This window comes from Exiguobacterium sp. ZWU0009 (assembly GCF_000798935.2).
GTDB classification, from domain to species: Bacteria; Bacillota; Bacilli; order Exiguobacteriales; family Exiguobacteriaceae; genus Exiguobacterium_A; species Exiguobacterium_A acetylicum.
The window spans coordinates 674547-698422 of record NZ_CP018057.1 but is presented as its reverse complement, the minus strand read 5'-3'; the positions used below and the strand labels follow the sequence as shown (position 1 = coordinate 698422).

Sequence of the window (23876 nt, the reverse complement as noted above, 5' to 3'; positions counted from 1 at the left end):
AGTATCGTTCATGGAGTTAAGACGTTTTGGAACATCCGACCTACTCGTATCCCCGCTTGGGTTCGGAGCCGGTCACATCGGCGCAAAACAGATGACGGACCGCGAAGCAGTTTATTTACTCGAACAAGCACGTGATCTCGGCATCAATCTGATCGACACAGCACGTGGCTACGGCTTATCGGAGCAACGCGTCGGACAATTTCTAAAGAATCGTCGGCACGACGTCATTCTGTCGACGAAAGTCGGCTATGATGTTCCCGGTGCGCAGGACTGGACCTTTGAAGCGGTCCATGGTGGCATCGATCAAGCCTTACAAACGATGCAAACGGATTATCTCGACATCGTACACTTACATTCTTGTAGTCAAGAAATCCTCGCCCAAGGAGATGTCATCGAAGCGCTTGAACAAGCAAAACAAGCTGGAAAAGTTCGCGTCATCGCTTATTCCGGTGATCGGGAAGACTTGACATATGCTATCGAAACGAATCGCTTCGACAGTTTCCAAACATCGTTTAATCTGTTTGACCAACGTGTCGATCAAGTCCTACCTACGCTTTCGAATCACGGAGTCATCGCAAAGCGTCCGATCGGTAATGCCCCGTGGCGCTTCACGGAGCGTCCGGTCGGACAGTATGTCGAACCTTACTGGGAACGTGCGCAACAACTCGCTTATCCCCTCGAAGAATCCAGTTGGCTTGAGACAGCACTTCGTTTCACGGTTTTTGAGCCAGGAATCACGACGGCTATCATCGGCACGTCTCGACCAGAACACCTCGCATTGAATCAGCAACTGATCGAACGTGGTCCATTACCCGCTGACCGTGTTGCTCAATTAAAGGAACGCTTTGCTGAGTGTGACGCGACGTTCGGTTATCCCTCGCAAACATGATAAAAAGCCCGTATGTCCACTCGTGCAAGGAGTGCATACGGGCTTGTTATTTAGAACTTTTTCTTTTTCTTTTTTTCGAGCACGACGATTGCTTCAACGTGCGCTGTTTGTGGGAACATATCGTACGGCTGAATGTACGATACCTTGTATCCCGCTTTCATCAAGTGATCACAATCGCGGGCAAGCGTCTGCGGGTTACACGAAACATAGATGATTTTTTTCGCTTTAGACGAGATCATCGCGTTCAACAATTGTGTATCGCAACCTGAGCGTGGTGGATCGACGATGAAGACATCTGGAATCCAGCCTTCCTTGACCCAACGTGGAATCCACGCTTCTGCCTTACCGACGACGTAGTGGGCATGGTCGAATCCGTATTGCTTCATGTGCGCATTGGCATCTTCAACGGCTTCTTCAATGATCTCCATACCGCGGACTTCTTTTGCTCCTTTAGCAATCCAGAGTCCAATTGAACCGACACCTGCGTATGCATCCACGACACGCTCTTCGCCTGTCAAAGCAGCGGCACGCGCAATCTCTTCATACATCCGCTCTGCCTGTTCTGGATTCAACTGGAAGAAAGCACGAGGAGACAATTGATACGTGAACTCGCCCATCTCTTCTTCGATCCGTTCAACGCCACGCAAGACTTCTGTCTCTTCTCCGAAGACACGTGACGTTAACTTATCATTAATGTTCAGCGCGACCGAAACGACCCCCGGGATATCCATGATATCGCGTGACAAACCTTCTAAATCACGGAAGCCGTCTTTAAAGGCAACCAGTACGACTTGAATTTCGCCCGTTTTGATTCCTGTCCGGACGACGATGTGTCGCATGACACCGTCTTGTTTTGCTGCATGGTAAACGGGTACTTTATAATCGTTGAGCAGTTTCGTGACAGCTTGGTTGACACGAAGCGTATCTTTGTTTTGAACGACACAATCATCGATCGCGACAAGACGATTCGAATTGGCCGAATAGAGACCGCTGACGATTTCATTCCCTTGTTTACCGACGACGAATTGTGACTTGTTGCGGTATTCCCATTCTTTCGAACCGATCGTCGGACGAATATCGGCTTTCTCGATATTCAATTTCGTTGATTTTAAGAAAGCATTGCGTAGCATCTCTTCCTTATAACGTAATTGTCCGTCGTAACTCATGTGTTGTAATTGGCAGCCGCCACAGACACTATAGACCGGGCAAAGCGGTGTCACGCGGTCCGGTGAACGATCGTCACGCTTCAAGATTTTCGCATTCGCATAGTTTGCATGAATTTCCGTGATCTCGATCTGTGCCGTTTCCCCGACGAGTAATCCTGGGATGAAGACGATTTGTCGCTCGAGCGTCGCAATCCCTTCACCGTTGATTCCCATCCGTAAACACGTGACCGAACGGATCTCACCTGTCTTTAATTTGATTTTTGTTGCCATTGATTTCATCCTTTCCGTTTGTGCAAATGAAAAAGCGGTCTCAATCTACCGCTTTTTTCGTTTCTTCTTGTTCTTTCATATCCTTCGCATATCGAACGACCTTCGCCTTGAGTTGATCTAGTGATACGATCAGTCGTTCCAAATCTTCGATATCTGATGATTCATCAAGTGAATCGATTGTATGACAGAGAAGCTGCATCCTTGATTTTAGCACATTCATTTGACCAAGTTTATCAGTTCTTGCTTTTCCCATTATTCAGACTTCCTTTCTTCCGCTGGATTCCGACGTTATTTTAGCATACGATACGAAGTGGAGCACTAAAAAGGAGGAGTACCTATGCCACAATCATCACCCATCACGATCGCAAACGATCCGTGGGAAGCTTATCGTGACATTGAACAATACGGCACCGTCCGTTTGACGAACATCGAAGTCACGACGACAAAACTGTGTAACATGCGCTGTGAACATTGCGCCGTCGGTTACATGTTATCCAGTAGCGAGTCACCTGAAATCCCAGTCGAACTACTCATTCAACGTCTGGATGAAATCGAACACCTGCGTGCCTTTTCCATCACAGGCGGAGAACCGATGCTTTCGATGAAATCCGTCAAGGAATATGTCGTCCCTTTACTTAAGTATGCCCACGAACGTGGCGCTAAAACCCAAATCAACTCAAATTTAACACTTCCGTTATCTCGTTATGAATTAATCATTCCTTATCTAGATGTCTTGCACATCTCACATAACTGGGGAACAGCCGATGACTTCATCGATGGTGGCTTTGCGATGATGGAACGAAAACCATCACGTGAAGCACGGACGAAGCTTTTCGAGACGATGAAAGAGAATGCTCGTGTTCTGAATGCACGAGGTGTCATCGTGTCTGCTGAGACGATGATCAACAAGCGGACATTGCCACACCTTGAAGCAATCCATAAGGAAATCGTCGATATGGGCTGTGTCCGTCATGAAGTGCATCCCATGTACCCCGCTGACTTCGCGTCAATGATCGAAGCAGCTAGTTTATCTGAAATCCGTGACGGAATTCATCGTTTGCTTGACGTCCGCGATCCGAACGTTTGGATGTTGTTCGGAACACTTCCTTTCTACGCATGTTCGATGGAAGAGGCAGATTTAGAATTGCACCGTCGCTTGCGTCAAGAAAAAAACGTATCGGTTCGCAATGACCCAGATGGTCGTTCTCGTCTTAACGTCAACATCTTTGATGGCGAGATCATCGTGACTGATTTCGGCGACGAACTCGCTTCGCTCGGTACGATTCATGAGACGTCCTTCAATGATGCGTATGCCCAGTGGCAAGAGACAGAACTGAATAAAAGCTTGTCGTGTCACTGTCCTGCTGTGCAATGCCTTGGACCAAATGCGCTTGTGAAAAACGCATATTACCCTGAGATTGATTTCACAAAACAATCCAGCCGGCTTTAAGAATGAAAAATAGGTTTTGAACGATGGCGTCCTGGGAAAAATGTCACAAAGTAGACACATTCTGTTTTCTAAAAAAAGGGGTGACCGGGATGGAATGGCTCGTAGGTATTGTCGCAATCATCGGTACGTTCAGCATGGTCTTATTCGTCATGATGGTTGGGATTCGTACTTCACACAGCATCGAACATGATGAAGTGTTCGATCAGACAGATTGGGATGAACATCTTCTGCATATGCCGCGTCCGACACGTTTTGAACAAGAAAATAAATGAAGCACGCCCCGGTCTTTCGTTTCAGAGACCGGGGCGTGTTATGCTAAAAGAAAAAAGAAAGGTCGTCGTTACTCGTGTCACGTCGTTTTGCTCTCATTTTATCAATCGTCTTCATTTCCGGATTCACGCAAGGATTGCTGATTCCATTGCTCTCTATTTTACTTGAACGTCAAGGGACTCCAGCCTTCATCAATGGTCTCAGCGCTGCCGTTCTATACATTGGTGTCATCGTCGCTGCCCCTCTCATGGAAGGTCCACTGCGACGACGTGGTTATATTCCGGTCATCTCGTTCGGACTCGCTCTTGTTGCAGTGGCCGTTTTCTTATTTCCACTCCTTCCGAGCGTCATTGCTTGGATGATTTTACGGTTCCTCGTCGGATTTGGTGATCAGACGTTACACTATGGATCACAGGTTTGGGTGACGTCCATTACTCCAAATGAACGGTTAGGACGAACGATGTCACTATACGGGATGGCATTCGGTCTTGGTTTTGCTCTTGGTCCTCTTGCAGCACCTCTCGTCGATGTCATCAACTGGCTACCGTTCGTGTTGACTGGTACATTAACGGTCATCGTCCTGATCTTGTTATCGCGTATGCCGAACGAAAAACCATCGTCTGTCATGCCGGAGGAATTGCAAAGCGCTGCCTCACGGTATAAACTTGTCCTATCGACCGCGTGGTTCACATTACTCCCTGGCTTTACATATGGTTTTCTCGAAGCCACACTGAATGCCAGTTTTCCCGTTTTTGCGACACGTAACGGGTACGGTCTATCTGAGACGAGTACCTTGATCACGACATTCGTCGTCAGCTCGTTGATCATGCAACTTCCACTTGGACGACTTGCTGATCACTTCGGAAAACGTCGGACGTTAGTAACCGTTCTTTCAATTGGCTCTGTCGCTTTCCTGATTGCTTGCTTCGTCTTCGAACGTTACGGCTGGTTGTTTGCGATTTTTGCTGTCAGCGGGATGGCACTTGGCTCGACGTACTCGCTTGGTGTCGCCTATATGACGGAACAGTTACCGCGACACCTTCTTCCGACGGGCAACTTGCTTGCAGGGATTGCCTTTAGTCTTGGTTCGATCCTTGGACCGATTGCTGGCAGCTTGTTCGTTCTGCTTCCAGCTATGCTTTATTTCAGTCTATTCGTTCTGGTCCTAGCGACACTTGCGTTTCTCTTACGATACGCGAAACGTCACGAATCATCCCGGATATAAAACAAAGGATCTTGCGCTAATCATGCGCAAGATCCTTTGTTTTATTTCACGATTCCTTCTTGCCGAAAACTCCGCCAGAGCTTATCGTCGATCGCATACGGCTGTTCTTTTGCACGCTTCAGCTCTTCTGTCTCGAGCAGCACGACGACCTCTCGACCGTTGATTGACCACACTGAATCGTAACCTCTCTCCGCCTCGATGATTTCCACATCCACATCTCCATGGGTTTCCTTCAACTGCTGACTGACGCACGTTACGACGAACCGGGCAAACTCATCACGTGGACGACGAGCGGCAATGATCTTTCGAACGATCTCATTCCGTTCCATTCGTTTTCATCTCCTTCCGTTTTATAGTCGCACTAGCCTTTCAGACAAGGCCGAATCGGTCTTCACTTGACCGTACAGAAAAAAGCCGAACAGGTCGGCTTAAGCAACGAACGATTGGGAGTTACTTTGATTGAAACTATTTTTGCACGATTCTGAATCTTCGTCAACCTCGCTTTTGAAACCAAACAGGAAGGTACGTCGATACTAAAATACCACTGACGACGAAGAGTAATCCAAGCAACGCTTGCGGTGGAATCGTCTCGCCCAAAATCAAGGCAGATAAACTGACACCATAAATCGGTACGAAGAACATGAACAATGATACTTTACTGACCGGATTATATTTCATCAGTAAGTTCCAAAGCGTAAATCCAGTTGCTGATAAGAAGGCAAGATACATGAGCATCCAAGCACTTGTCGTTGAAAAAGTGAACGGTGCGACGTGACCATCGAGAATGACTCCTGCGATGAAGAGACCGATTGATCCAATGACCATCGCCCATCCAGTCATCGGTGCCACAGGATAATGTGCCGAGTATTCTTTCGCGATTAAATTACCGAACGCTCCGGAAACCATTGCTGCAATCAACAATCCTTCCCCTACTCCAAACGAGACACCTTGCCCCCCTTGCGGCCAGTTGGCCAAGATAACACCTGTGAATCCAAGGAATAAGGCGAGTCCTTTAAACCGATTCAGTCGATCGTCTTCATATCGAAAATGAGCCAGCAACATCTGGAAGAACGAAGTCGATCCCGCAATGATTGATCCTTGTACGCCGGTTGATAACGACAAACCGATATAAAAGAAGACATACTGCAAGAACGTCAAAAAGAAGCCAAGACGACTATAGGCATAGGTCCGCTCCTTCAGCGTAATCGTCTGTTTGAAGACGAGGACACTGACGACAAGTAACAGCACACCTGCCAAAAAGAAACGATAGCTTGCGAACAGCAGTTGCTCTCCGTATTCCGAAGACGTGATCTGTAATAAGTCATAACTTTTTTTAATGAAGGGAAACGCACTTCCCCACAAAAAAGTCGTCAATAACGCAAAGACGACGAGTCCAATCCGATGGGTTAAAATTTTTTGCATCTTTCTAGTTCCTTTCCTGTTCCTTTTCACTGAAGCATGGTATAGTAATTCTACAGATAATAATAATTATAATCTAGAGACAATGAAACTCATTATCAATCAGTTAAACTCATTGATATATCACATTCTCATTCTCTTTCTATAATGATTTCATTTCTCATTTACATTTCGAAAGGAGTTTTAATATGACGACTTCCACTACTACCGATGTTCAACAGCGTTCCGTATTCCGTCATGCTTGGGATGAGCATCACGAATTGATTCTAGCATTGTTTAGCGGAATATTGATTTTAGTTGCTTACGGACTTGAAAAATTCAATGCGGCGTCTGCCGTTTATGTCACATTGTACTTATCCGCATATGTGATCGGAGGATATGCAAAAGCGAAGGAAGGATTGACGGAGACGTATCAAGAAAAAACGTTGAATGTCGAACTGCTGATGATTTTAGCAGCGATCGGTGCTGCTGCCATCGGCTACTGGATGGAAGGTGCGATCCTCATTTTCATCTTCGCGTTATCCGGTGCCCTTGAAACATATACGATGAATAAGAACGAACGTGCCTTACAAAGTTTAATGTCTTTACAACCTGAGGAAGCAACACGTCTGAATGCAAACGGACAACTCGAAGTCGTTGGAATCGAACAATTAGCGATTGGTAACCTTGTCTATGTTCGTCCGGGGGAACGAATTCCGGTCGATGGTGTCATCGTTCGTGGTCAAGCAGCGATCGAAGAAGCATCGATTACAGGTGAATCGATTCCGGTTGAAAAACAAACGGGCGATACCGTCTACAACTCAACTGTCAACATGAATGGGGTCTTGACGATTGAGATGACGAAAGCTGCTGACGAATCGTTGTTCCAAAAGATCATTCATATGGTCCAAAATGCACAAAGTGAGCAATCACCATCTGCTCAGTTCATCGAACGCTTTGAAAGCCGTTATGTCAAAATCGTCCTCCTCGTTGTCGCACTCATGATGGTCCTCCCTCATTACGTCGTCGGTTGGACGTTTGAGACAAGTATTTACCGCGCGATGATTCTTCTCGTCGTCGCCTCACCTTGTGCTCTTGTTGCATCGATTACGCCTGCTGCCTTATCTGCAATTGCCGCATCTGCGAAAAATGGCGTTCTCTTTAAAGGAGGCGCACACATCGAGACACTCGGACAAGTCGACACGATCGTCTTCGATAAAACGGGTACACTGACAACAGGGAAACCCGTCGTCACTGAAAGTCGTTATGCGGAAGGCATGGACGTTCGAACAGTTCAGCAAGCAGTTGCTTCCATCGAAGCACAGTCGAACCATCCGCTCGCACAAGCGATCGTCAATCACTTAAAAACCGATGTCCGCGAACCATCAACGTTTAAAGATGTAACAGGATACGGAATTGAAGCAACCGTCGATGGCATCACTTATCGTATCGGTAAACGGGCATTCCACGATGGTTTAGACGATCCATTCGTCGCGATGGAACAGTCACTGAAAGAACAAGGGCATACGATCGTTTATGTCAGTAATGGAGCACAGATTGTAGCGCTTTATGCGTTACGTGATACGATTCGCCCAGAGGCTAAAACAGCGATTGCTGCCTTAAATGATCTCGGCATCGCAACGATCATGTTAACAGGTGATAATCCAGTCACGGCAGCTGCCATCTCACGTGAAGCAGGATTAACGGATTTCGTTGCTGAATGTCTACCGGAAGATAAGGTCCGCTATATCAAGCAATACCAAACAGAAGGTCGGACCGTCGCGATGGTAGGTGACGGCATTAACGATGCCCCTGCCCTTGCACTAGCACATGTCGGTATCGCAATGGGTGAAGGAACAGATGCCGCGCTCGAGACCGCTGACGTCGTCTTGATGAAAAATGATTTAGGTCGCCTTGCCTATGCCGTGCATAAAGCGCGGAAGATGAACCGGATCGTCAAACAAAACATCACGCTAGCGATCGGTGTCATTCTCCTATTGATCGCATCGAATTTGTCCCAGTTCCTAATCATGCCATTCGCTGTCGTCGGACATGAAGGATCAACGATTCTTGTCATCCTGAACGGTTTACGCCTTCTTCAACAGGATGCTTTACCAAGTCTTCCACAGCGTTCATCTGAGAAACGATTAGCTGCTTAACACGAAAAAACGTCTGATTGCCGCAAGGCAGTCAGACGTTTTTTCGTATCTTCATCCGAACGTATTCGTCGGAATCGCATCAAGTTCCGCTTGTTCCTTCAAGCGCTTTTCTTCCATCTTTTTTGGATCCGCTTTTTTCATGAACCGTTCCCATGATGCGTTCAATTCAGAACCGAGCAAGATGATCAGCCCTGTGAAGTAGAGCCATAATAACAAGATGACGACACTACCGAGCGAACCGTAGGTCTGATTGTAGTTCGAGAAGTTCGAGACGTAAAATCCGAATCCAACCGATAATAATTGCCAGACGATGACACCAAAGACGGCTCCTGGAATTGCCTCTTTAAATGTAATCGGGCGCTTTGGTGCGACGCGGTAAAAAATCGACAGGATACCAATCAATAGAATCGTCGATACGACATATCGTAAGACCGTCAGTAGGATTTTTTGCCCCATATCGATCGGCAACACGAAGTTGGCAAGATACGTAATGATCGGACCACCGAGCACATTCAAGACGATCAGCAACAACATCCCGACTCCGAGCACGATCGTGAGTAACAAGGCAATCCCACGCGCTGCGACAAAACCACGGGGAGAGAAGTCACCATAGGCATGGTTTGCTGTCGTGATCAAACGATCGACTCCTTTGGAAGCGGACCAGACAGCAAGAATCGCACCGATCGATAACAGACCACCCTGCGGTTCTTTGATGGCTTGGAAAATTGTATCCGTGAACGTATTAACGGCTCCGCCTGGCGCTAGGTCCCGAATTTGTGACTCGAGTGTCTGACGATCGATATCAAAGAATGATAAGACCGAAATGACGAAAATGATTCCTGGGAAAATGGATAAAAACCAGTAATAGGCGAGTGTCCCTGCATAATCCGTGATATTATGATCGGACATTCGCTGCTTTAAGTTCAGGGCAAGCCCTTTTGGATCGCGTGAATGCGCCATCGTCATCTCTCCTTCATGAAAAAGAGGCAGTCGAAGACCACCTCATTGTTTTAATATACTTTTCCCATTTTATTTCAACTAAAACCTCATTCGTTTTCAGAAAGGATTAATTCATAGAATGGTTCTGTCATTTCTGCCAGTTGTTTGGCAAGTGACGGTGGACGAATTGGCAACGAAGGTAGCTCCGAACGCTTGATCCAGACCGGTGTATAACCCGATCCTTCCTCTTCGAATTCTTCACCCGTACCCGTGCCAAACTGACCACCAATTGTTTTCGCCCAAAAATAAGGATTATCGAATCCATTAAAACGGACGATGGCGGCAATACCGGTCAACTCCACGTCGATGCCAAGTTCTTCATGTGCTTCGCGAATCGCTGTTTCTTCTAACGATTCTCCGTCATCTTTCCCACCGCCTGGAAAGACATAATACGTTTCGTTCGGTTTATCCCGTCGGATCAACGCAATTTCATCCTGTTCGTTTCGTAAAATGATTGCACTTCGTTGAATCGGCATGACGCCACCTCCCTTTTATCATTTCTACTTATTGAAGAGCATCTAGCATTTCAGGAACGAGTCCATTCTCTGTTGAAGCGATGACTTCTGCTGCGACCTTCATACCAAGCTTCAAAGCCTCTTCTGCTGACTTTTCCTGTGTCAATTCGGACAAGACTGCGGAGAAGAAGGAATCGCCTGCTCCCGTTGAGTCGACAACCTTCACTTTTTTCGTTCCGACGTGACCTGATGTCGCCGTACGACGATCAACGTAGACCGCCCCCAGTTCACTCATCGTCACGACCGTAAACGGAGCGCCCTTTTTCGCTAGCTCATTTGCTACATGAATCGCATCTTCGACCGTCACGATCGATAGATCAGACAGAATTTCAGCCTCTTCTCGGCTACAAATGAATCCAGTGAACCCTTGTAGCAGATGACGATTTCGTTCGATGACGCTCAAGTGACCACAAACACCAAACAATGGCAACTCCATCTTACGACATAAATGAATCAAACGTTCTAAGACCGTGACGGACAAATCCAAATCGATTGCAACGGCATCGACTCCATCGAGTGCATAGATCGATTGACGTAAAATCGCCTCTTCGAGCAACTTGGCATCCGGTTGTTTCGAGATCGATGTTTGCAAGTCACCCTCGTTATCCATGACAGCTAGCCACATACCCATTCCATGATCTTCTAACATTTCGACGTGATCCACATTCGCACCGTAGGATTTCAGCTCATCGAGCACTCCCACGCCAATCTGATCATTCGTAACCGTCGAGATAAAGCGAACTTCATTCCCGAGGACGGCTAGATTTTGTGCTACGTTGCGTCCTGTTCCTCCATTTGAAAACGTGATGTCTCCTACGTTTTTCGCATCCTTATGCAAAGGAGCGAACGAAGTTCCTTTTATGTCGACGAATACTTTTCCGATTACCGCGATTTTATTCATTTCAGTTCCACCTCTAACCATATTTCCTGATTTCCGACCTTGTTTGATCTTTCAGGCACATTGCTTCAATTATAGTAAAATTTTAAATCAGTGACAACCGAAGTACTTTTTTTCTAACTGTTCCCTATCTTCACGTAAAAAAAGCAGCAAGCGAATCGCCTGCTACTTTAAATTAAGATTAGATATTCGCGATCACGAGACTGATTGCGAGTAAAAGTCCGAAAATCGTATTCACTTTACCAGTCTGTGCCATACCAGGCATCAGTTTTTCCGGTGGCAAGTCTTCCCAGAAGAGACGGACTGCTTTGATCATGAGTGGAATACTTAACAACGCAAGTAACGCAAACCATGAGACTTCGAATGCGAGTACAGCAATAATGAGAGACAGGACAGCTGCCGCAAAAAATCCGATCAAGACGTAAACAGCACGGCGATGTCCGACGAGACAGGCAATCGTTTTTCGTCCGTTGACCTTATCATTATCCAAGTCCCGAATGTTATTCGCAAGCAGGATCGAGCCGATCAAGATGGCGACTGGTACCGAAATCGCAACGGCTTCTGTCGGAACATAACCAATTTGCAAGTACGCAGAAATCGCGATGATGATATACCCCATGAAAAAGCCTGCAACGACCTCTCCAAACGGTGTATAGGCGATTGGCAGCGGTCCCCCTGTATAGATATATCCGACGAACATCGAGATGAGTCCGACGACAAGCAACCACCACGACGTCTCGATACACAGATACACACCAAGTAATGCCGAGATGCCATACAACGTAAGTGCGAACGCTAGGATCGTTCCCGGCTTGAATCCATCACGCACGATCGATCCACCGATTCCGACCGATTCCTCCGTATCTAAACCCCGTTTGTAATCGTAGTATTCATTGAACAGATTCGTTGCGATTTGAATCAGCATCGACGCGATCAACATCGCCACGAACAAATCCAAGCGTATCGATTCCACGCGTGGTGCGACAACTGCCGTACCGACGACGACCGGAACAAAACTTGCTGTTAACGTATGCGGTCGTGTCATTCGCCAATAGACAGCGATTGATTTATTCATATAATAACCCCTTTCCTGTCTAAGTGTATCGGGTTTCGTTTTTTGCTGTCAATGTTCAATCAGAGATAGCTTATTCCTTCTTTTTTGTCCGCAAAAAGTTTACACTTAGATTAAGTGAAACATATCACAGTATCTATAGACTAGGGGGCAATGAGCGGTATGGCTTACGCTCAACAAGAGCTAAAACAGTGTATCGAACAGGCCGTCAGTCAGGCGAACGCCTCACAACGACCTATACTCGCTTCGTATTCATGGGAAATCGAAGCAACTGACATGCGTTCCCTCGAACAGGGTATCGAGGAACGATTTTATTTCGCGACACCTGATCGCTCGATGCGGGCCATCGGGTTTGGCATCGTACAACAACTTCAGGCTTCAGGAACGGATCGTTTTTTACGGATTCAATCGCAATGGGCAAACTTGAATCGCGATCATGTCGGTCATGATTTATTTGCGTTCAGCGGATTTTCGTTTACCGAGCTCAAACAACCGGATTATCGTTGGTCTTCCTTCGGAGACGCTTCGATGACGATTCCGAAGTTTTTATTTCTAGAACAAGATGGCAAGACACGTGTGACGATTTTTGCTCGCGTCGAGCCTATGGATCAAGTCGATTCGATTTTAAATGAACTCGCACTCGATTTCGCCAAAGTCAATCAACCGCATGCATCGACTTCGACAGGCGTCACACGCTTACGACTATCGCGGGACGGAAATGAAGCCTTTGAAGCTTCGTTCCATCAAGCGATGCACTACTTGGAGACGACACTTGAAAAAATCGTCCTGGCGCGCGAAGTCGTCTATGAGCTGGATCGTCCGCTCGACGTAGCCGCTGTCGTCGCTGAACTCGAAGATACGCAACCCGGCAGCTACGTCTTCTGTTTCCAACCGAATCCAGAAGAAGCCTTCATCGGCGCTACACCGGAACGACTCGTCTTAAAACGTGGACGTCGTCTTGAAACAGCAGCCGTCGCTGGTTCTGCACCACGCCACGCGACGGATGAGATGGACGAAGCACTCGGTCAATCGTTATTACAAGATCAAAAGAACCGGGTGGAGCACGGAATCGTCGCGGATTCGATCGAACGAACATTATCTGTCTTTTCAGAGGAACTGGATTGTCCGGATACACCGATTCTCTTGAAGAATCGCCATATCCAACATCTTTATACACCGATCACAGCTCATTTAAAAGAAGATGTGACGTTATTCCAATTAATCGAAAAACTGCATCCGACACCTGCGCTTGGGGGCGAACCAAAGCAGTTAGCAGTCGATGCCATCCAAGAAATCGAGACGTTCGAACGAGGATGGTACGGTTCACCTGTTGGTTGGATGAACGGACAGGATGACGGGGAATTCATCGTTGCTATTCGATCTGGATTATTTACAGAACGGGCGGTCATTCTTTATGCCGGTTGTGGTCTCGTCGAAGGCTCTCATCTCGATAGTGAACTGGCAGAGACGGAAACTAAACTATCACCGATGGTCCAAGCACTTGGACACGTCGGTTCGATTGAAAAGGATGATATTTATGTTGACTAAGTGGATGCATACGTTAATTGATACGCTCGTCGCTTCTGGTGTCCGGGACTTCGTCATCAGTCCCGGTTCCCGTTCGACACCACTTGCCATTGCTGCTTTTCTGCATCCTTCTAGCCGTACCCACGTCCTTGTTGACGAACGGTCGGCTAGTTTTTTTGCTTTAGGTCTAACACGGACGGAAGAACGCGTTCGTCCCGTTGCATTGATTTGTACGAGCGGTACCGCTGCGACGAACTATTATTCAGCAGTGACCGAAGCGAACATCTTTGAACTTCCGTTGATCGTCTTGACCGCCGATCGACCACACGAATTACGGAATGTCGGTGCGCCACAAGCCATTGATCAGGTCGGCCTGTACGGAAAGCAGGTTCGGCATGCGTTTGATCTTCCTTTAGCAGAAGAGGCAAGCCTTCCTTACGTCGCTCATGTCGCACAACGTGCAACCCTACTCTCCCTGACGGAACCAGCAGGACCGGTTCAAATCAATGTTCCGTTACGTGAACCCCTCGTACCGGAAGTAGATCTCTTACGGACAGGGCGCCCGGTCGGTGTTTTACCTGAACCAACACCGGGAGTAAACAGCGTTTTAGCGACCGTGCTTCAAGAAGAACGTCTTCTGTTTGTACTTGGGCCACAACTCACTGCGGCGGACAGTCAGATTGTCATTTCGTATGCGAAACAAGCAGGGATTCCGGTGTTAGCGGATCCACTCAGTCAAGGAAGACAATCGCATGATGCTCACGTTTTTGCCTATTACGATACATGGCTCAAACATCCAGCTACCGCTCAGCACGTCAGACCAGATCGAATCATTCGTTTTGGTGCCATGCCGACGTCAAAACCTTATCTGCTTTGGTCTCGGGATATTCCGACGACGGTCGTCGGTCATCCAGGAAACTGGCGCGACCCGCAACTTCATTCTGATTTCATAATTGGTCACGCGCGACAACTCGCGCATCATGAATCTGTTCCGCACGACCCTGCATATCTGACACTGTTGCAACAGGCGGAGCGATGCGTCGTCGGTGCTTTTGCGACGATCGATCAAGAAAAGATGACGGAATATAACGTCGTCCGTGCATTGGCGACGTTACAGGACGGAAGTCTCTTCGTTTCGAACAGCATGCCAATCCGGGATGTCGATACGTTCCTACCGACAGGAACACCGCTTCGTCTACTCGCGAACCGAGGAGCGAACGGGATTGACGGGATTCTCTCCAGTGCGCTAGGAGCAACGTTTGATGCCAAGCATCGCTACTTACTCGTCGGTGACTTGGCGTTCATTCATGATATCAACGGTCTGATGACAGCACGGACGCTTCCGCTAACGATCATTCTCGTCAACAATGCGGGTGGCGGCATCTTTAGCTTTTTACCGCAACAACAACTTGAGCAGGAAGTCTTCGAACCACTCTTCGGCACACCGCAGCATCTCGACTTCGCTTCTCTCGCCTCCGGCTACGGCGTAACTTATCAGGCTATCGATTCGATCGCCGCGTTACGTCAAGCACTTGCGGAAGAGACGAACGTCACTCGGATTCTTGAAGTCAAGACAACACGAACAGAGAACGTACAGATGCACCGTTCGATCTGGGACGTAACGAATCAAGCGCTAGCCGAGGTGTTCCAATGATTTTGCGTGGGCATACGTATCATGTGCAAATCGAGGGATCGGGTCCACCGCTCCTATTGCTTCATGGTTTTACAGGCTCCCTCTCGACGTGGAACCTGCTAAGTGAGCATTTATCGACCCACTTCACCGTCTACCGTCTGGATTTGATGGGACATGGAAAAACGACACCGGCATCTGAGCAACGAATGCGTTTGACGCAACAGGTCAAGGATCTCGAGGCACTGCTCGCTACGCGATCCGAGCAATGGATCGTCCTTGGATATTCGATGGGTGGACGAATTGCTTTAATGCTGAGCGTCGTCTCTGAGCAAATCGCTCGGACGATTGCTGTTAGTACGACACCCGGTATCCAGACGGCAAGCGAGCGAAAAGTACGTCGTGCATCCGATCGAAAGTTAGCGGAGCGACTTGAAAAAGACGGACTCAAAGCTTTCATCGATTACTGGGAGACACTTGGACTATTTAAACCCCAAGCCCTTCTCAAAGAACAGCAACGCACGCAACTGCGTCAGGAGCGCATGTCCCAAACGGTTGAAGGTCTGAGTGCTTCTTTACGTGCACAAGGTACAGGGAGCATGCCATCCCTTTGGTCATGCCTTCCGAAAGAGATTGATTGGATCGTCGGGGCAGAGGATGAAAAATTCCGTGCCATCGCTTCGCGCGCGGCATCACCTGAAAAAATTCACGTGATTTTGCACGCTTCGCACGCTCCACATATCGACCAACCGCAAAAGTTTGTTACAATGGTAAAGAATCTACTTATTCATCACTAACATATTGGGGGAATTCAAATGAAATATGCTCCGGAATGGGTATCAGCCCGCAGCTATGAAGACATCAAATATGAACAATGGAACGGGATCGCAAAAATCACGATCAACCGTCCTGAAGTTCGCAATGCGTTCCGACCACACACGGTCCACGAACTCATCGACGCATTTTCACGTGCACGTGACGATCAAAATGTCGGCGTCATCATCTTAACAGGTGAAGGCGATCTCGCATTCTGTTCTGGTGGAGACCAAAAGGTACGCGGACATGGTGGATATGTCGGTGATGACGAAATTCCACGCTTGAACGTCCTTGATCTTCAACGTTTGATTCGTGTCATCCCAAAACCAGTCATCGCTATGGTCGCAGGTTATGCGATTGGCGGCGGACACGTCCTTCACCTCGTATGTGACTTGACGATTGCTGCAGACAACGCCCGCTTCGGACAAACTGGTCCAAAAGTTGGTTCATTCGATGCTGGATATGGCTCTGGTTACCTCGCACGCGTCGTTGGACACAAGAAAGCGCGCGAAATCTGGTACCTCTGCCGTCAATATGACGCACAGCAAGCACTTGATATGGGACTCGTCAACACGGTCGTTCCACTCGCAGATCTCGAGCAAGAAACGATTCAATGGTGTGCTGAAATCCTTCAACATTCACCAACGGCTCTTCGTTTCCTCAAAGCGGCATTCAACGCCGACTCAGATGGTCTTGCAGGGATTCAGCAACTCGCTGGAGACGCTACGTTGCTTTACTACACAACAGACGAAGCAAAAGAAGGACGCGATGCGTTCAAAGAAAAACGCAATCCGGACTTCGGACAGTTCCCGCGTTTCCCATAATGAAAAAAAGGTTCAATCGTCTTCTGACATTGAACCTTTTTCGTATATTCATCTCAAAAGGAAGTGACTATTTTGTATCCTTGGATCTATACACGGGCAAAAGAACAACCAGATGACGTCGCGCTCATTACGGAAACCGAGCGATGGTCGTGGTCTGAACTGTATACACGTGCTCACCGCTTAGCAAGTACATGGGCGACGATCGTGACACGCGGAGACCGGATTGCGCTTTATGGTCCATCGAGTGCGCGCTACATCGTCGCACTTCACGCGGCTCAGTTGCTCGAATTGACCGTCGTTCCGATTAACACACGTTTGACACAGACAGAAGTGTTACGTCAATTCAAACAAGCAGATGTACGGCTCATCGTGACGGACCGAACACTCGATACAAGGATCCCGTGTGTGGCTTTCTCTTATGAAAAAGAAGCCCCTGACCTGTTGATCCGTCATATGCCCAAGCAATACGTCCAATCGATGCTCTTTACGAGTGGTACGACCGGACATCCGAAAGCCGTCGAACAAACAATGTTGAATCATTTCTCGAGTGCGACGAACGCCGCGCGTCATATCGGATCACTGCCAGAGGATCGTTTTTTGATCGTCACACCGCTATTTCATATGAGTGGGTTAGCCGTCGTCTACCGGGCGGTCATCTACGGAGTGCCGATCATCCTCGAGCCACATTTTTCCCCAGAACGCGCCTTGCACTGGATCACGACGGAAAAGATTACCCATGTCTCACTCGTCTCGGTCATGCTCGACCGGTTGCTCGAAGCCGGGCTACGTCGTCACGCGCTTCGCGTCGTACTGACAGGAGGCGGTCCTGTTCCATTACCGATTCTGACGCGAGCCCTTGATCGCAACATCCCTGTCATGCAGACATACGGCATGACGGAAACGGCTTCCCAAATCGCAACTCTCTTGCCCGAGGATGCTTTACGAAAAATCGGCTCGGCCGGACAAGCGATTCATCCGACACAAATCCGCATCACGCGTCATCAAGAAATCGAAGTCAAAGGGCCAACAATCATGAAAGGCTATTTTCATGAGGAAGAGAAAACGGCAGACGCTTTTACAGCAGATGGTTTTTTTAAGACTGGGGACTTAGGACGTATGGACGCCGATGGATACCTCTATGTCCTCGATCGTCGAAGCGACCTCATCATCTCAGGTGGAGAAAATATTTATCCGGCTGAAGTCGAATCAGCGCTTCTCTCGATCAATGGGATTCAAGAAGCAGGTGTCGTTGGACGATTTGATCCTACATGGGGACAAGTTCCGGTCGCCTTCATCGTCAGTAGCCTTGAAGAGACAACCATCCGAACCGAGATCAGTCAATTGCTCGCTAAATATAAATGTCCGGTTGATTACGTCTATCACAGCACTTTACCGCGTAATGCGAATGGTAAATTGTTACGCAAGCAACTGAAGGAGTCATTATGAGTATTGCACTACGCTCTGCCGAACTGTTCGATGTTCCACTCGTCTTTCGGCGTCCGATGCAAACCGCCCTCTCAACTTTGACGGTGCGCCGGACGACGATTTTACGTCTGACCGATTCGGAAGGGCGAATCGGTTATGGAGAAGGCGTCGCGTTCGATACACCATGGTATACGTCCGAAACACAACACTCTCTCCAAGGAGTCGCCCCGCTGCTGTATCAGTTACTTGAAAAGCCACTCCATCATCCAGCAGACGTCACGGATCGTTTCCGCATCATCCAAGGTAATCCGATGGCAAAGGCGATGTTCGAAGGAGCAATCTATGAATTATTCGCAGCAGCTTCCAGGCAATCGCTCGCCACGTATCTCGGAGGTGATGAATCATCCATCGTACCTTGCGGGAAAGCACTCGGACGAGCTTCTGCCGCACAAACCGTCGAAGCCGTAGGACAAGCCCTCACTTCCGGGTATGGACGGATCAAACTGAAGCTCGCTCCGACAGACACGGGCGTTCTCGAGCAGGTTCGCGCCGCTTTTCCTGATGCGCCTTTGATGTTTGACGCCAACGGTAGTTTTACTGAAGCGGACTTTCCCCTGTTACAACAGTGGGATTCATTTGGTCTCGTTATGATGGAACAACCGCTCGCAGCATCGGATTGGTCCGGGCATCAACGACTCGCCGCACTCTTACAGACACCGATTTGCCTCGATGAATCCATCGTCGCTCCAGCGGATGCCGAGTTGATGCAGACGCTGCACGCCGGTCAGATACTGAACATCAAACCGGCACGCGTCGGTGGACTGACGAACGCTTTGTCCCTTCGAACAAAAGCGCCTTACTGGCTCGGGGGAATGTTCGAGAGCGGTATTGGGCGTCGTCAGACTCTTGCTTTTGCAACACTTCCTGGACTCGCTTATCCGATCGATATGGCAAGTACTGCCGATTATTTCGAAGAAGATTTGCTCGAGTCTCCGTATCATGTCGAACACGGACACATACGGTATTCCGCTCCGGCCGTATCCGAATCACAATTGAACAAATTGGCAACCTCTCGAATCTCCTTGTAACAAGAACACTACGACAAAAAAGAGGCAATGGATTAATTTCCTTTGCCTCTTCTCGTGTTTTACTATATGAGCTTTTCTTAGAACGATTCTTTGCCATCGACTTTCGTCAAAATCTCATACCCGTCTTTTAAGACGACGACAGTGTGCTCGAATTGTGAGACGAGACTCCGGTTCGGTGTGTATAACGTCCAACCATCCCGCTCATCTTCGATACAGAACTCATCTCCCGTTGAAATGAACGTCTCGACAGCAATGACTTGCCCTTCCTTCAACAAATCGTTTTCTTCACGATTGAAATAGTTCGAGATAGATTCTGGCTCACCATGAAGTGTCTTCCCGAGACCATGTCCTGCTAAGTTACGGATGACCGTGAAACCACTTTTACGTGTCTCAGCGTAGATCGCTTTTCCAATCTGGTTGACCTTCGTTCCGGCTTTGACCTTCTCGAGTCCTTTCTCAAGCGCCGTCAATGATACTTCAACGAGTCGGACATCTTCCGGACGTTTTGCTTCTCCTGCGATAACCGTCTTCCCTGTATCCGAGTAATAGCCATTTTTCACAGCTGAGACATCGACATTGACGATATCGCCTTCTTGAATGACATACTTCCCTGGGATACCGTGTGCTGCGATATCGTTGACACTGATACATGTCGCTCCTGGGAAATCGTACATGACGATTGGAGCAGACTCTGCCCCCTGTTCCTTCAGGATACGTGCTCCGATGTCATCGAGTTCCTTCGTCGTGATTCCGGGTTTGACGGCATCCGCCATCTCATCGCGTGCCATGGCGACGATTCGTCCAATTTCTCGTAATGCCTCGTAATCATAATCTAACACTTTCATTTCCTCCTCATTCACTCAATCGTTCTTGATATAGATAATCTGCAGAAATATCCGCAAATAAGAACATCCCATTACCGAGCGGCATACTAAATGTCCGCGTTTGTTCGCTCGAGCTGAAGTCGACATATCGTTCGGACAAATATCCGCTATGTCGTCGTTCCATCGCTACCGTCGTCCGGATGAAGTAAGGACGAAAACTCCAGTTGTATCCTTTGTAGAAAGAATACAGTTTCCACTCCCCACTTTTTTTACTGACGTTTGAAGATTGTTGGAATCCATTCGCATCCGTGATATAAAACCGGATGAATTCCGGCTCCATCTTCCGGGCGAGCGTCAGCAACCATTGGTCGAGATCTTGCTCCGGCTTCAAGGACTGACAATCTTCCTTAAATCGGACTGTCCAGTCTTGCTCCAGTTGGAACAAGCGATTCATCTGTTCGCGATCATATTTGTAGAACATCGGAACTTCATGGATCAACACTTCCATACCAGGACAGGTCATGACCCATTCAGGTGATGCTTCTCCAAGTAAATTCCCCATGTAGTAACGCCCTCCGTGCTGCCACGCATACCGAAGTTGACCGAGATGACTGATATTCTTATACAAAAGTGGCGCTCCGAGCTGATCACAGAGGTGCTCCATCGTCTGTAAGAGATGCGGATATGACGCTGAGACAGTCTTTTTCTCAATCATGGAGGATAAATCGACGATCAACATATCCGGTGACATCGAAAAGACACGTTCGAGACTCGTTGCTTCCGCACGGTCCAGCGCTACCTTCAGTCCAGAGTTCTGGTAATATGCGACGATCCGACCTAGACGGTCAAAATCATCGACTTGGACGTCCGTCAATGTGACATACATCCGCTCTTTTGGAAACGATGAGTCGACCGTCCGTAAGACATGCAAGAAGTCCTCGCCACCGTTTTCAAACAGCCAAGCTGGACGGCAACGGATTAAGATGAACGCTTGTGCATCGGAGGGTACTTTTAGGAATGCTTGACGGACGACATGCCCCATGACTTCGAGTTGATACTCGATTGGAACATCATCTTCCTGAAAAAATGGTTTTAACGGTTCTCCACGAAAATGGGACTGGATTTCATACCCTTCCACCTTAAAAGGGGCAGCGCCTACGATCGGTTGAAACCACGCCTCTATCTCTTCGGGATGAACGATGACATCTAATGCATCCATTCTATTACCCCCTTGTACTCTTGTTCTATCTTAACAAAAAAAGAGCCTCTCTGTAACGAGAGAGCCCCTGTTTTACGATAACGTCGTATCTTTCCGCAAAGCGATATACAAGTACACACCGAATGTCGCCGTCAAGTAGATGATACTCAGGACGCCGTATTGAATTCCGACGGCTCCTCCCTTACCGATGGCTAGCACAAGAAAGATGATGCCACCGAATAATAAGGTCGCCAACGGAATATAACGAAAATGTCCTTTTGTCGTCCGCTCACAAATCTTTTTCGTCGCGATAATCAGTGCAACGAGACAGACGGATGCTGCTACATAAATGGTATACACGAATGATTCAGCCCTCTCCCTATCGTTCATGGCTCATTTTATCATGACCGCTCAGATAAATCATAAAAAAGAACCGACTTGTCTGTGACAAATCGGTTCGAATCGTTTACTTTTCAAAACGTGGTTTACGTCCACCACGGTTACGATCGCTTTCGCTACGGTTGCTACGTCCAGCATAACCGCCTTCACGACGATCTGATGAAGAAGATGAACGACCACCTTCACGACGCTCGCCACCGCGTGGGTTGTTTCCACGGTATCCGCCACTGCGGTTGCCGCTTCCACTTCCACCTTTGTTTCCGTAAGGACGACGGTTTCCACCACCGTTGCTACCGAAACGTTTCACGCGGATTGGTTCGATTGAAGAGATTTGGACTGGTGTTGCGTCCGGCTCTTTCGTCAATCCTTTAAGTGCTGCTGAAAGAAGTTCCACTGCTTCGTACTCTTCTAAGAGTTCTTGTGCAAGTGTCGTATATTCTTGTGAATTTTTTGCTTCAACGCGTTTGATGAGTTCTTGTGCAGCAAGCTTCAAGTTGCCTTCTAAGATCTCGTCAAGTGTTGGCGCATGACGACGTGACATTTTTTTGTTTGTGACACGTTCGATTGTTTTGATTTGACCGAATTCACGTGGTGTAACGAATGTGACAGCCGATCCTGTTTTACCAGCACGACCCGTACGACCGATCCGGTGAACATAGCTCTCTGGATCTTGTGGGACGTCGAAGTTGTAGACGTGTGTGACACCAGAGATGTCAAGACCACGTGCTGCAACGTCTGTCGCGACGAGGATATCAATCGTTCCTTTTTTGAAACGACGGATGACTTGGTCACGTTTTGCTTGCGTTAAGTCACCGTGTAAACCGTCAGCTGTGTATCCGCGTTGGATCAAGCCTTCAGTCATTTCGTCAACACGTTTTTTCGTACGACCGAAGATGATTGAGAGTTCCGGAGAATCCGTGTCGATCAAACGGCAAAGAACGTCGAATTTTTGGCTTTCTTTCAATTCGATGAATGACTGGTCGATGTTTTCAACTGTCATTTCTTTTGCTTTGACTTTGATGTGTGTCGGAGTCGTCATGAAACGATCTGCGATTTTACGAATTTGCGGTGGCATCGTTGCTGAGAATAAGAGTGTTTGACGTGTTTCAGGAAGTGCACCGAGGATTTTTTCGATGTCTTCGACGAATCCCATGTTCAACATCTCATCTGCTTCGTCAAGGATGACCGTTTGAACGTGATCGAGGTTCAACGTCTTACGGTTCATGTGGTCCATCAAACGTCCTGGTGTCGCAACGACGATTTGTGGATTTTTGCGAAGTGCGCGGATTTGACGATCGATTTGCTGACCGCCGTAAACAGGAAGTGCATGAACGCGTTTTACTTCACCGATCCGGTTCAATTCTTCTGCTACTTGGATTGCGAGTTCACGTGTTGGAGCAAGAATCAACGCTTGGATGTGGCGTGATTTTGCGTCAAGACGCTCAATTGTTGGGATACCGAATGCTGCAGTTTTACCAGTACCTGTTTGTGCTTGACCAATTAAGTCAACGCCGCTGAGTCCGACTGGAATTGTTTCTGCTTGGATTGGTGTTGCTTCTTCGAAGCCCATTTTTAGGACACCTTTGATAAGTGCCTCACTAAGATTTAATTCACGAAATGTTGTCAATGCTAAATACTCTCCTTTGTCATATGAAAAGCGTCTGCCACTAAACAGACGCTACCGTAACGAATACAATCGACTACCTATTATAACAGAATCTATCACATAAAGATAGAGTGGTTTCTCTTATAATAATGTTTAGGGAAGTCACCATCATAATCGTTGCCATAAGGGCGAGGGAAAGGCGTAATGCCCGGACCGTGCGATGAACGT

Annotated in this window: 22 protein-coding genes and 1 pseudogene; 11 read left to right on the top strand and 12 right to left on the bottom strand. The window is 47.9% G+C overall.

Features of this window, described 5'->3' with window-relative positions:
* Positions 1–10: 10 nt before the first annotated feature.
* Positions 11–889 carry an aldo/keto reductase gene (locus L985_RS03570; protein ID WP_047395167.1) on the top strand — a complete coding sequence of 293 codons (879 nt, stop codon included), beginning with the start codon at positions 11–13 and terminating at the stop codon, positions 887–889.
* 50 nt (positions 890–939) lie between these two features.
* Here L985_RS03570 and rlmD read toward each other — a convergent pair whose 3' ends face one another.
* A complete protein-coding gene (rlmD, locus tag L985_RS03565) occupies positions 940–2325 on the bottom strand; it encodes a 23S rRNA (uracil(1939)-C(5))-methyltransferase RlmD (protein ID WP_047395164.1) in 1386 nt (461 codons plus the stop codon).
* A 40-nt stretch (positions 2326–2365) separates the two neighbouring features.
* A complete protein-coding gene (locus tag L985_RS03560; protein ID WP_023467294.1) occupies positions 2366–2578 on the bottom strand; it encodes an SE1561 family protein in 213 nt (70 codons plus the stop codon).
* A gap of 84 nt (positions 2579–2662) precedes the next feature.
* Here L985_RS03560 and yfkAB point away from each other — a divergent pair, with 84 nt between their 5' ends.
* The 3 genes and pseudogenes from yfkAB to L985_RS03545 all read left to right on the top strand — a co-directional run.
* Complete coding sequence (gene yfkAB, locus L985_RS03555) at positions 2663–3775, top strand: radical SAM/CxCxxxxC motif protein YfkAB (RefSeq protein WP_035398770.1); 1113 nt, start codon at positions 2663–2665, stop codon at positions 3773–3775.
* An 89-nt stretch (positions 3776–3864) separates the two neighbouring features.
* Entirely contained in the window at positions 3865–4047 is a 183-nt protein-coding gene (locus L985_RS03550; RefSeq protein ID WP_029340894.1) for a hypothetical protein, read from the top strand.
* A 71-nt stretch (positions 4048–4118) separates the two neighbouring features.
* Positions 4119–5270: pseudogene (locus tag L985_RS03545) on the top strand (MFS transporter); the annotation flags it as partial.
* A 41-nt stretch (positions 5271–5311) separates the two neighbouring features.
* Here L985_RS03545 and L985_RS03540 read toward each other — a convergent pair.
* Complete coding sequence (locus L985_RS03540) at positions 5312–5599, bottom strand: hypothetical protein (RefSeq protein WP_029340892.1); 288 nt, start codon at positions 5597–5599, stop codon at positions 5312–5314.
* Positions 5600–5762: 163 nt separating this feature from the next.
* The gene (locus L985_RS03535) at positions 5763–6692 is read right to left on the bottom strand and encodes a DMT family transporter (protein WP_029340891.1); all 930 of its coding nucleotides are present in this window, start codon (positions 6690–6692) and stop codon (positions 5763–5765) included.
* Positions 6693–6877: 185 nt separating this feature from the next.
* On the opposite strand from L985_RS03535, the gene L985_RS03530 reads away from it, so the two are divergent.
* A complete protein-coding gene (locus L985_RS03530; protein WP_052169485.1) occupies positions 6878–8827 on the top strand; it encodes a heavy metal translocating P-type ATPase in 1950 nt (649 codons plus the stop codon).
* A gap of 51 nt (positions 8828–8878) precedes the next feature.
* Here L985_RS03530 and L985_RS03525 read toward each other — a convergent pair whose 3' ends face one another.
* The 4 genes from L985_RS03525 to L985_RS03510 all read right to left on the bottom strand — a co-directional run bounded on the left by L985_RS03525 (position 8879) and on the right by L985_RS03510 (position 12314).
* A complete protein-coding gene (locus L985_RS03525) occupies positions 8879–9787 on the bottom strand; it encodes a YihY/virulence factor BrkB family protein (RefSeq protein WP_029340889.1) in 909 nt (302 codons plus the stop codon).
* 86 nt (positions 9788–9873) lie between these two features.
* The gene (locus tag L985_RS03520; RefSeq protein ID WP_034785907.1) at positions 9874–10302 is read right to left on the bottom strand and encodes an NUDIX hydrolase; all 429 of its coding nucleotides are present in this window, start codon (positions 10300–10302) and stop codon (positions 9874–9876) included.
* 28 nt (positions 10303–10330) lie between these two features.
* On the bottom strand, positions 10331–11242 hold the full coding sequence (locus L985_RS03515; RefSeq protein ID WP_029340887.1) for a guanosine-inosine kinase: 912 nt from the start codon (positions 11240–11242) through the stop codon (positions 10331–10333).
* A gap of 178 nt (positions 11243–11420) precedes the next feature.
* Complete coding sequence (locus tag L985_RS03510; RefSeq protein ID WP_029340886.1) at positions 11421–12314, bottom strand: 1,4-dihydroxy-2-naphthoate polyprenyltransferase; 894 nt, start codon at positions 12312–12314, stop codon at positions 11421–11423.
* Positions 12315–12473: 159 nt separating this feature from the next.
* Here L985_RS03510 and L985_RS03505 point away from each other — a divergent pair, with 159 nt between their 5' ends.
* From L985_RS03505 to menC, 6 genes are all read left to right on the top strand, one after another.
* Positions 12474–13859: an isochorismate synthase gene (locus L985_RS03505; protein WP_047395159.1), complete on the top strand. Its 1386-nt coding sequence runs from the start codon at positions 12474–12476 to the stop codon at positions 13857–13859.
* Between the two features lie 4 nt (positions 13860–13863).
* A complete protein-coding gene (menD, locus tag L985_RS03500) occupies positions 13864–15492 on the top strand; it encodes a 2-succinyl-5-enolpyruvyl-6-hydroxy-3-cyclohexene-1-carboxylic-acid synthase (RefSeq protein WP_235609857.1) in 1629 nt (542 codons plus the stop codon).
* Positions 15489–16265, top strand: a complete 777-nt coding sequence (gene menH / locus L985_RS03495) for a 2-succinyl-6-hydroxy-2,4-cyclohexadiene-1-carboxylate synthase (protein ID WP_047395153.1) — start codon at positions 15489–15491, stop codon at positions 16263–16265. The genes menD and menH overlap by 4 nt, the downstream gene beginning before the upstream one ends.
* Positions 16266–16283: 18 nt before the next feature.
* A complete protein-coding gene (menB, locus tag L985_RS03490) occupies positions 16284–17108 on the top strand; it encodes a 1,4-dihydroxy-2-naphthoyl-CoA synthase (RefSeq protein ID WP_023469886.1) in 825 nt (274 codons plus the stop codon).
* A 72-nt stretch (positions 17109–17180) separates the two neighbouring features.
* Positions 17181–18554, top strand: a complete 1374-nt coding sequence (menE, locus tag L985_RS03485) for an o-succinylbenzoate--CoA ligase (RefSeq protein WP_047395149.1) — start codon at positions 17181–17183, stop codon at positions 18552–18554.
* A complete protein-coding gene (gene menC, locus L985_RS03480; protein ID WP_052169483.1) occupies positions 18551–19621 on the top strand; it encodes an o-succinylbenzoate synthase in 1071 nt (356 codons plus the stop codon). Before menE ends, menC begins: the two co-directional genes overlap by 4 nt.
* A 77-nt stretch (positions 19622–19698) precedes the next feature.
* On the opposite strand, the gene map is transcribed toward menC, so the two are convergent.
* The 4 genes from map to L985_RS03460 form a co-directional block, all read right to left on the bottom strand.
* Complete coding sequence (map, locus tag L985_RS03475) at positions 19699–20460, bottom strand: type I methionyl aminopeptidase (protein WP_371742190.1); 762 nt, start codon at positions 20458–20460, stop codon at positions 19699–19701.
* A 13-nt stretch (positions 20461–20473) separates the two neighbouring features.
* Positions 20474–21664, bottom strand: a complete 1191-nt coding sequence (locus tag L985_RS03470) for an EAL-associated domain-containing protein (protein ID WP_047395146.1) — start codon at positions 21662–21664, stop codon at positions 20474–20476.
* A 72-nt stretch (positions 21665–21736) separates the two neighbouring features.
* Positions 21737–22003: a hypothetical protein gene (locus L985_RS03465; protein WP_029340877.1), complete on the bottom strand. Its 267-nt coding sequence runs from the start codon at positions 22001–22003 to the stop codon at positions 21737–21739.
* A gap of 106 nt (positions 22004–22109) precedes the next feature.
* Entirely contained in the window at positions 22110–23669 is a 1560-nt protein-coding gene (locus tag L985_RS03460; protein ID WP_047395143.1) for a degradosome RNA helicase CshA, read from the bottom strand.
* Positions 23670–23876: the final 207 nt, after the last annotated feature.

What these genes read in the sequence shown, in the direction of transcription:
- L985_RS03520 (WP_034785907.1), bottom strand. Translation starts at nt 10,302, where the DNA reads ATGCCGATTCAACGAAGTGCAATCATTTTACGAAACGAACAGGATGAA.
- L985_RS03515 (WP_029340887.1), bottom strand. Translation starts at nt 11,242, where the DNA reads ATGAATAAAATCGCGGTAATCGGAAAAGTATTCGTCGACATAAAAGGA.
- L985_RS03505 (WP_047395159.1), top strand. Translation starts at nt 12,474, where the DNA reads ATGGCTTACGCTCAACAAGAGCTAAAACAGTGTATCGAACAGGCCGTC.
- L985_RS03530 (WP_052169485.1), top strand. Translation starts at nt 6,878, where the DNA reads ATGACGACTTCCACTACTACCGATGTTCAACAGCGTTCCGTATTCCGT.
- L985_RS03510 (WP_029340886.1), bottom strand. Translation starts at nt 12,314, where the DNA reads ATGAATAAATCAATCGCTGTCTATTGGCGAATGACACGACCGCATACG.
- rlmD (WP_047395164.1), bottom strand. Translation starts at nt 2,325, where the DNA reads ATGGCAACAAAAATCAAATTAAAGACAGGTGAGATCCGTTCGGTCACG.
- L985_RS03560 (WP_023467294.1), bottom strand. Translation starts at nt 2,578, where the DNA reads ATGGGAAAAGCAAGAACTGATAAACTTGGTCAAATGAATGTGCTAAAA.
- yfkAB (WP_035398770.1), top strand. Translation starts at nt 2,663, where the DNA reads ATGCCACAATCATCACCCATCACGATCGCAAACGATCCGTGGGAAGCT.
- menC (WP_052169483.1), top strand. Translation starts at nt 18,551, where the DNA reads ATGAGTATTGCACTACGCTCTGCCGAACTGTTCGATGTTCCACTCGTC.
- L985_RS03540 (WP_029340892.1), bottom strand. Translation starts at nt 5,599, where the DNA reads ATGGAACGGAATGAGATCGTTCGAAAGATCATTGCCGCTCGTCGTCCA.
- L985_RS03570 (WP_047395167.1), top strand. Translation starts at nt 11, where the DNA reads ATGGAGTTAAGACGTTTTGGAACATCCGACCTACTCGTATCCCCGCTT.
- menB (WP_023469886.1), top strand. Translation starts at nt 16,284, where the DNA reads ATGAAATATGCTCCGGAATGGGTATCAGCCCGCAGCTATGAAGACATC.
- L985_RS03470 (WP_047395146.1), bottom strand. Translation starts at nt 21,664, where the DNA reads ATGGATGCATTAGATGTCATCGTTCATCCCGAAGAGATAGAGGCGTGG.
- menH (WP_047395153.1), top strand. Translation starts at nt 15,489, where the DNA reads ATGATTTTGCGTGGGCATACGTATCATGTGCAAATCGAGGGATCGGGT.
- L985_RS03535 (WP_029340891.1), bottom strand. Translation starts at nt 6,692, where the DNA reads ATGCAAAAAATTTTAACCCATCGGATTGGACTCGTCGTCTTTGCGTTA.
- L985_RS03550 (WP_029340894.1), top strand. Translation starts at nt 3,865, where the DNA reads ATGGAATGGCTCGTAGGTATTGTCGCAATCATCGGTACGTTCAGCATG.
- L985_RS03525 (WP_029340889.1), bottom strand. Translation starts at nt 9,787, where the DNA reads ATGGCGCATTCACGCGATCCAAAAGGGCTTGCCCTGAACTTAAAGCAG.
- menD (WP_235609857.1), top strand. Translation starts at nt 13,864, where the DNA reads ATGCATACGTTAATTGATACGCTCGTCGCTTCTGGTGTCCGGGACTTC.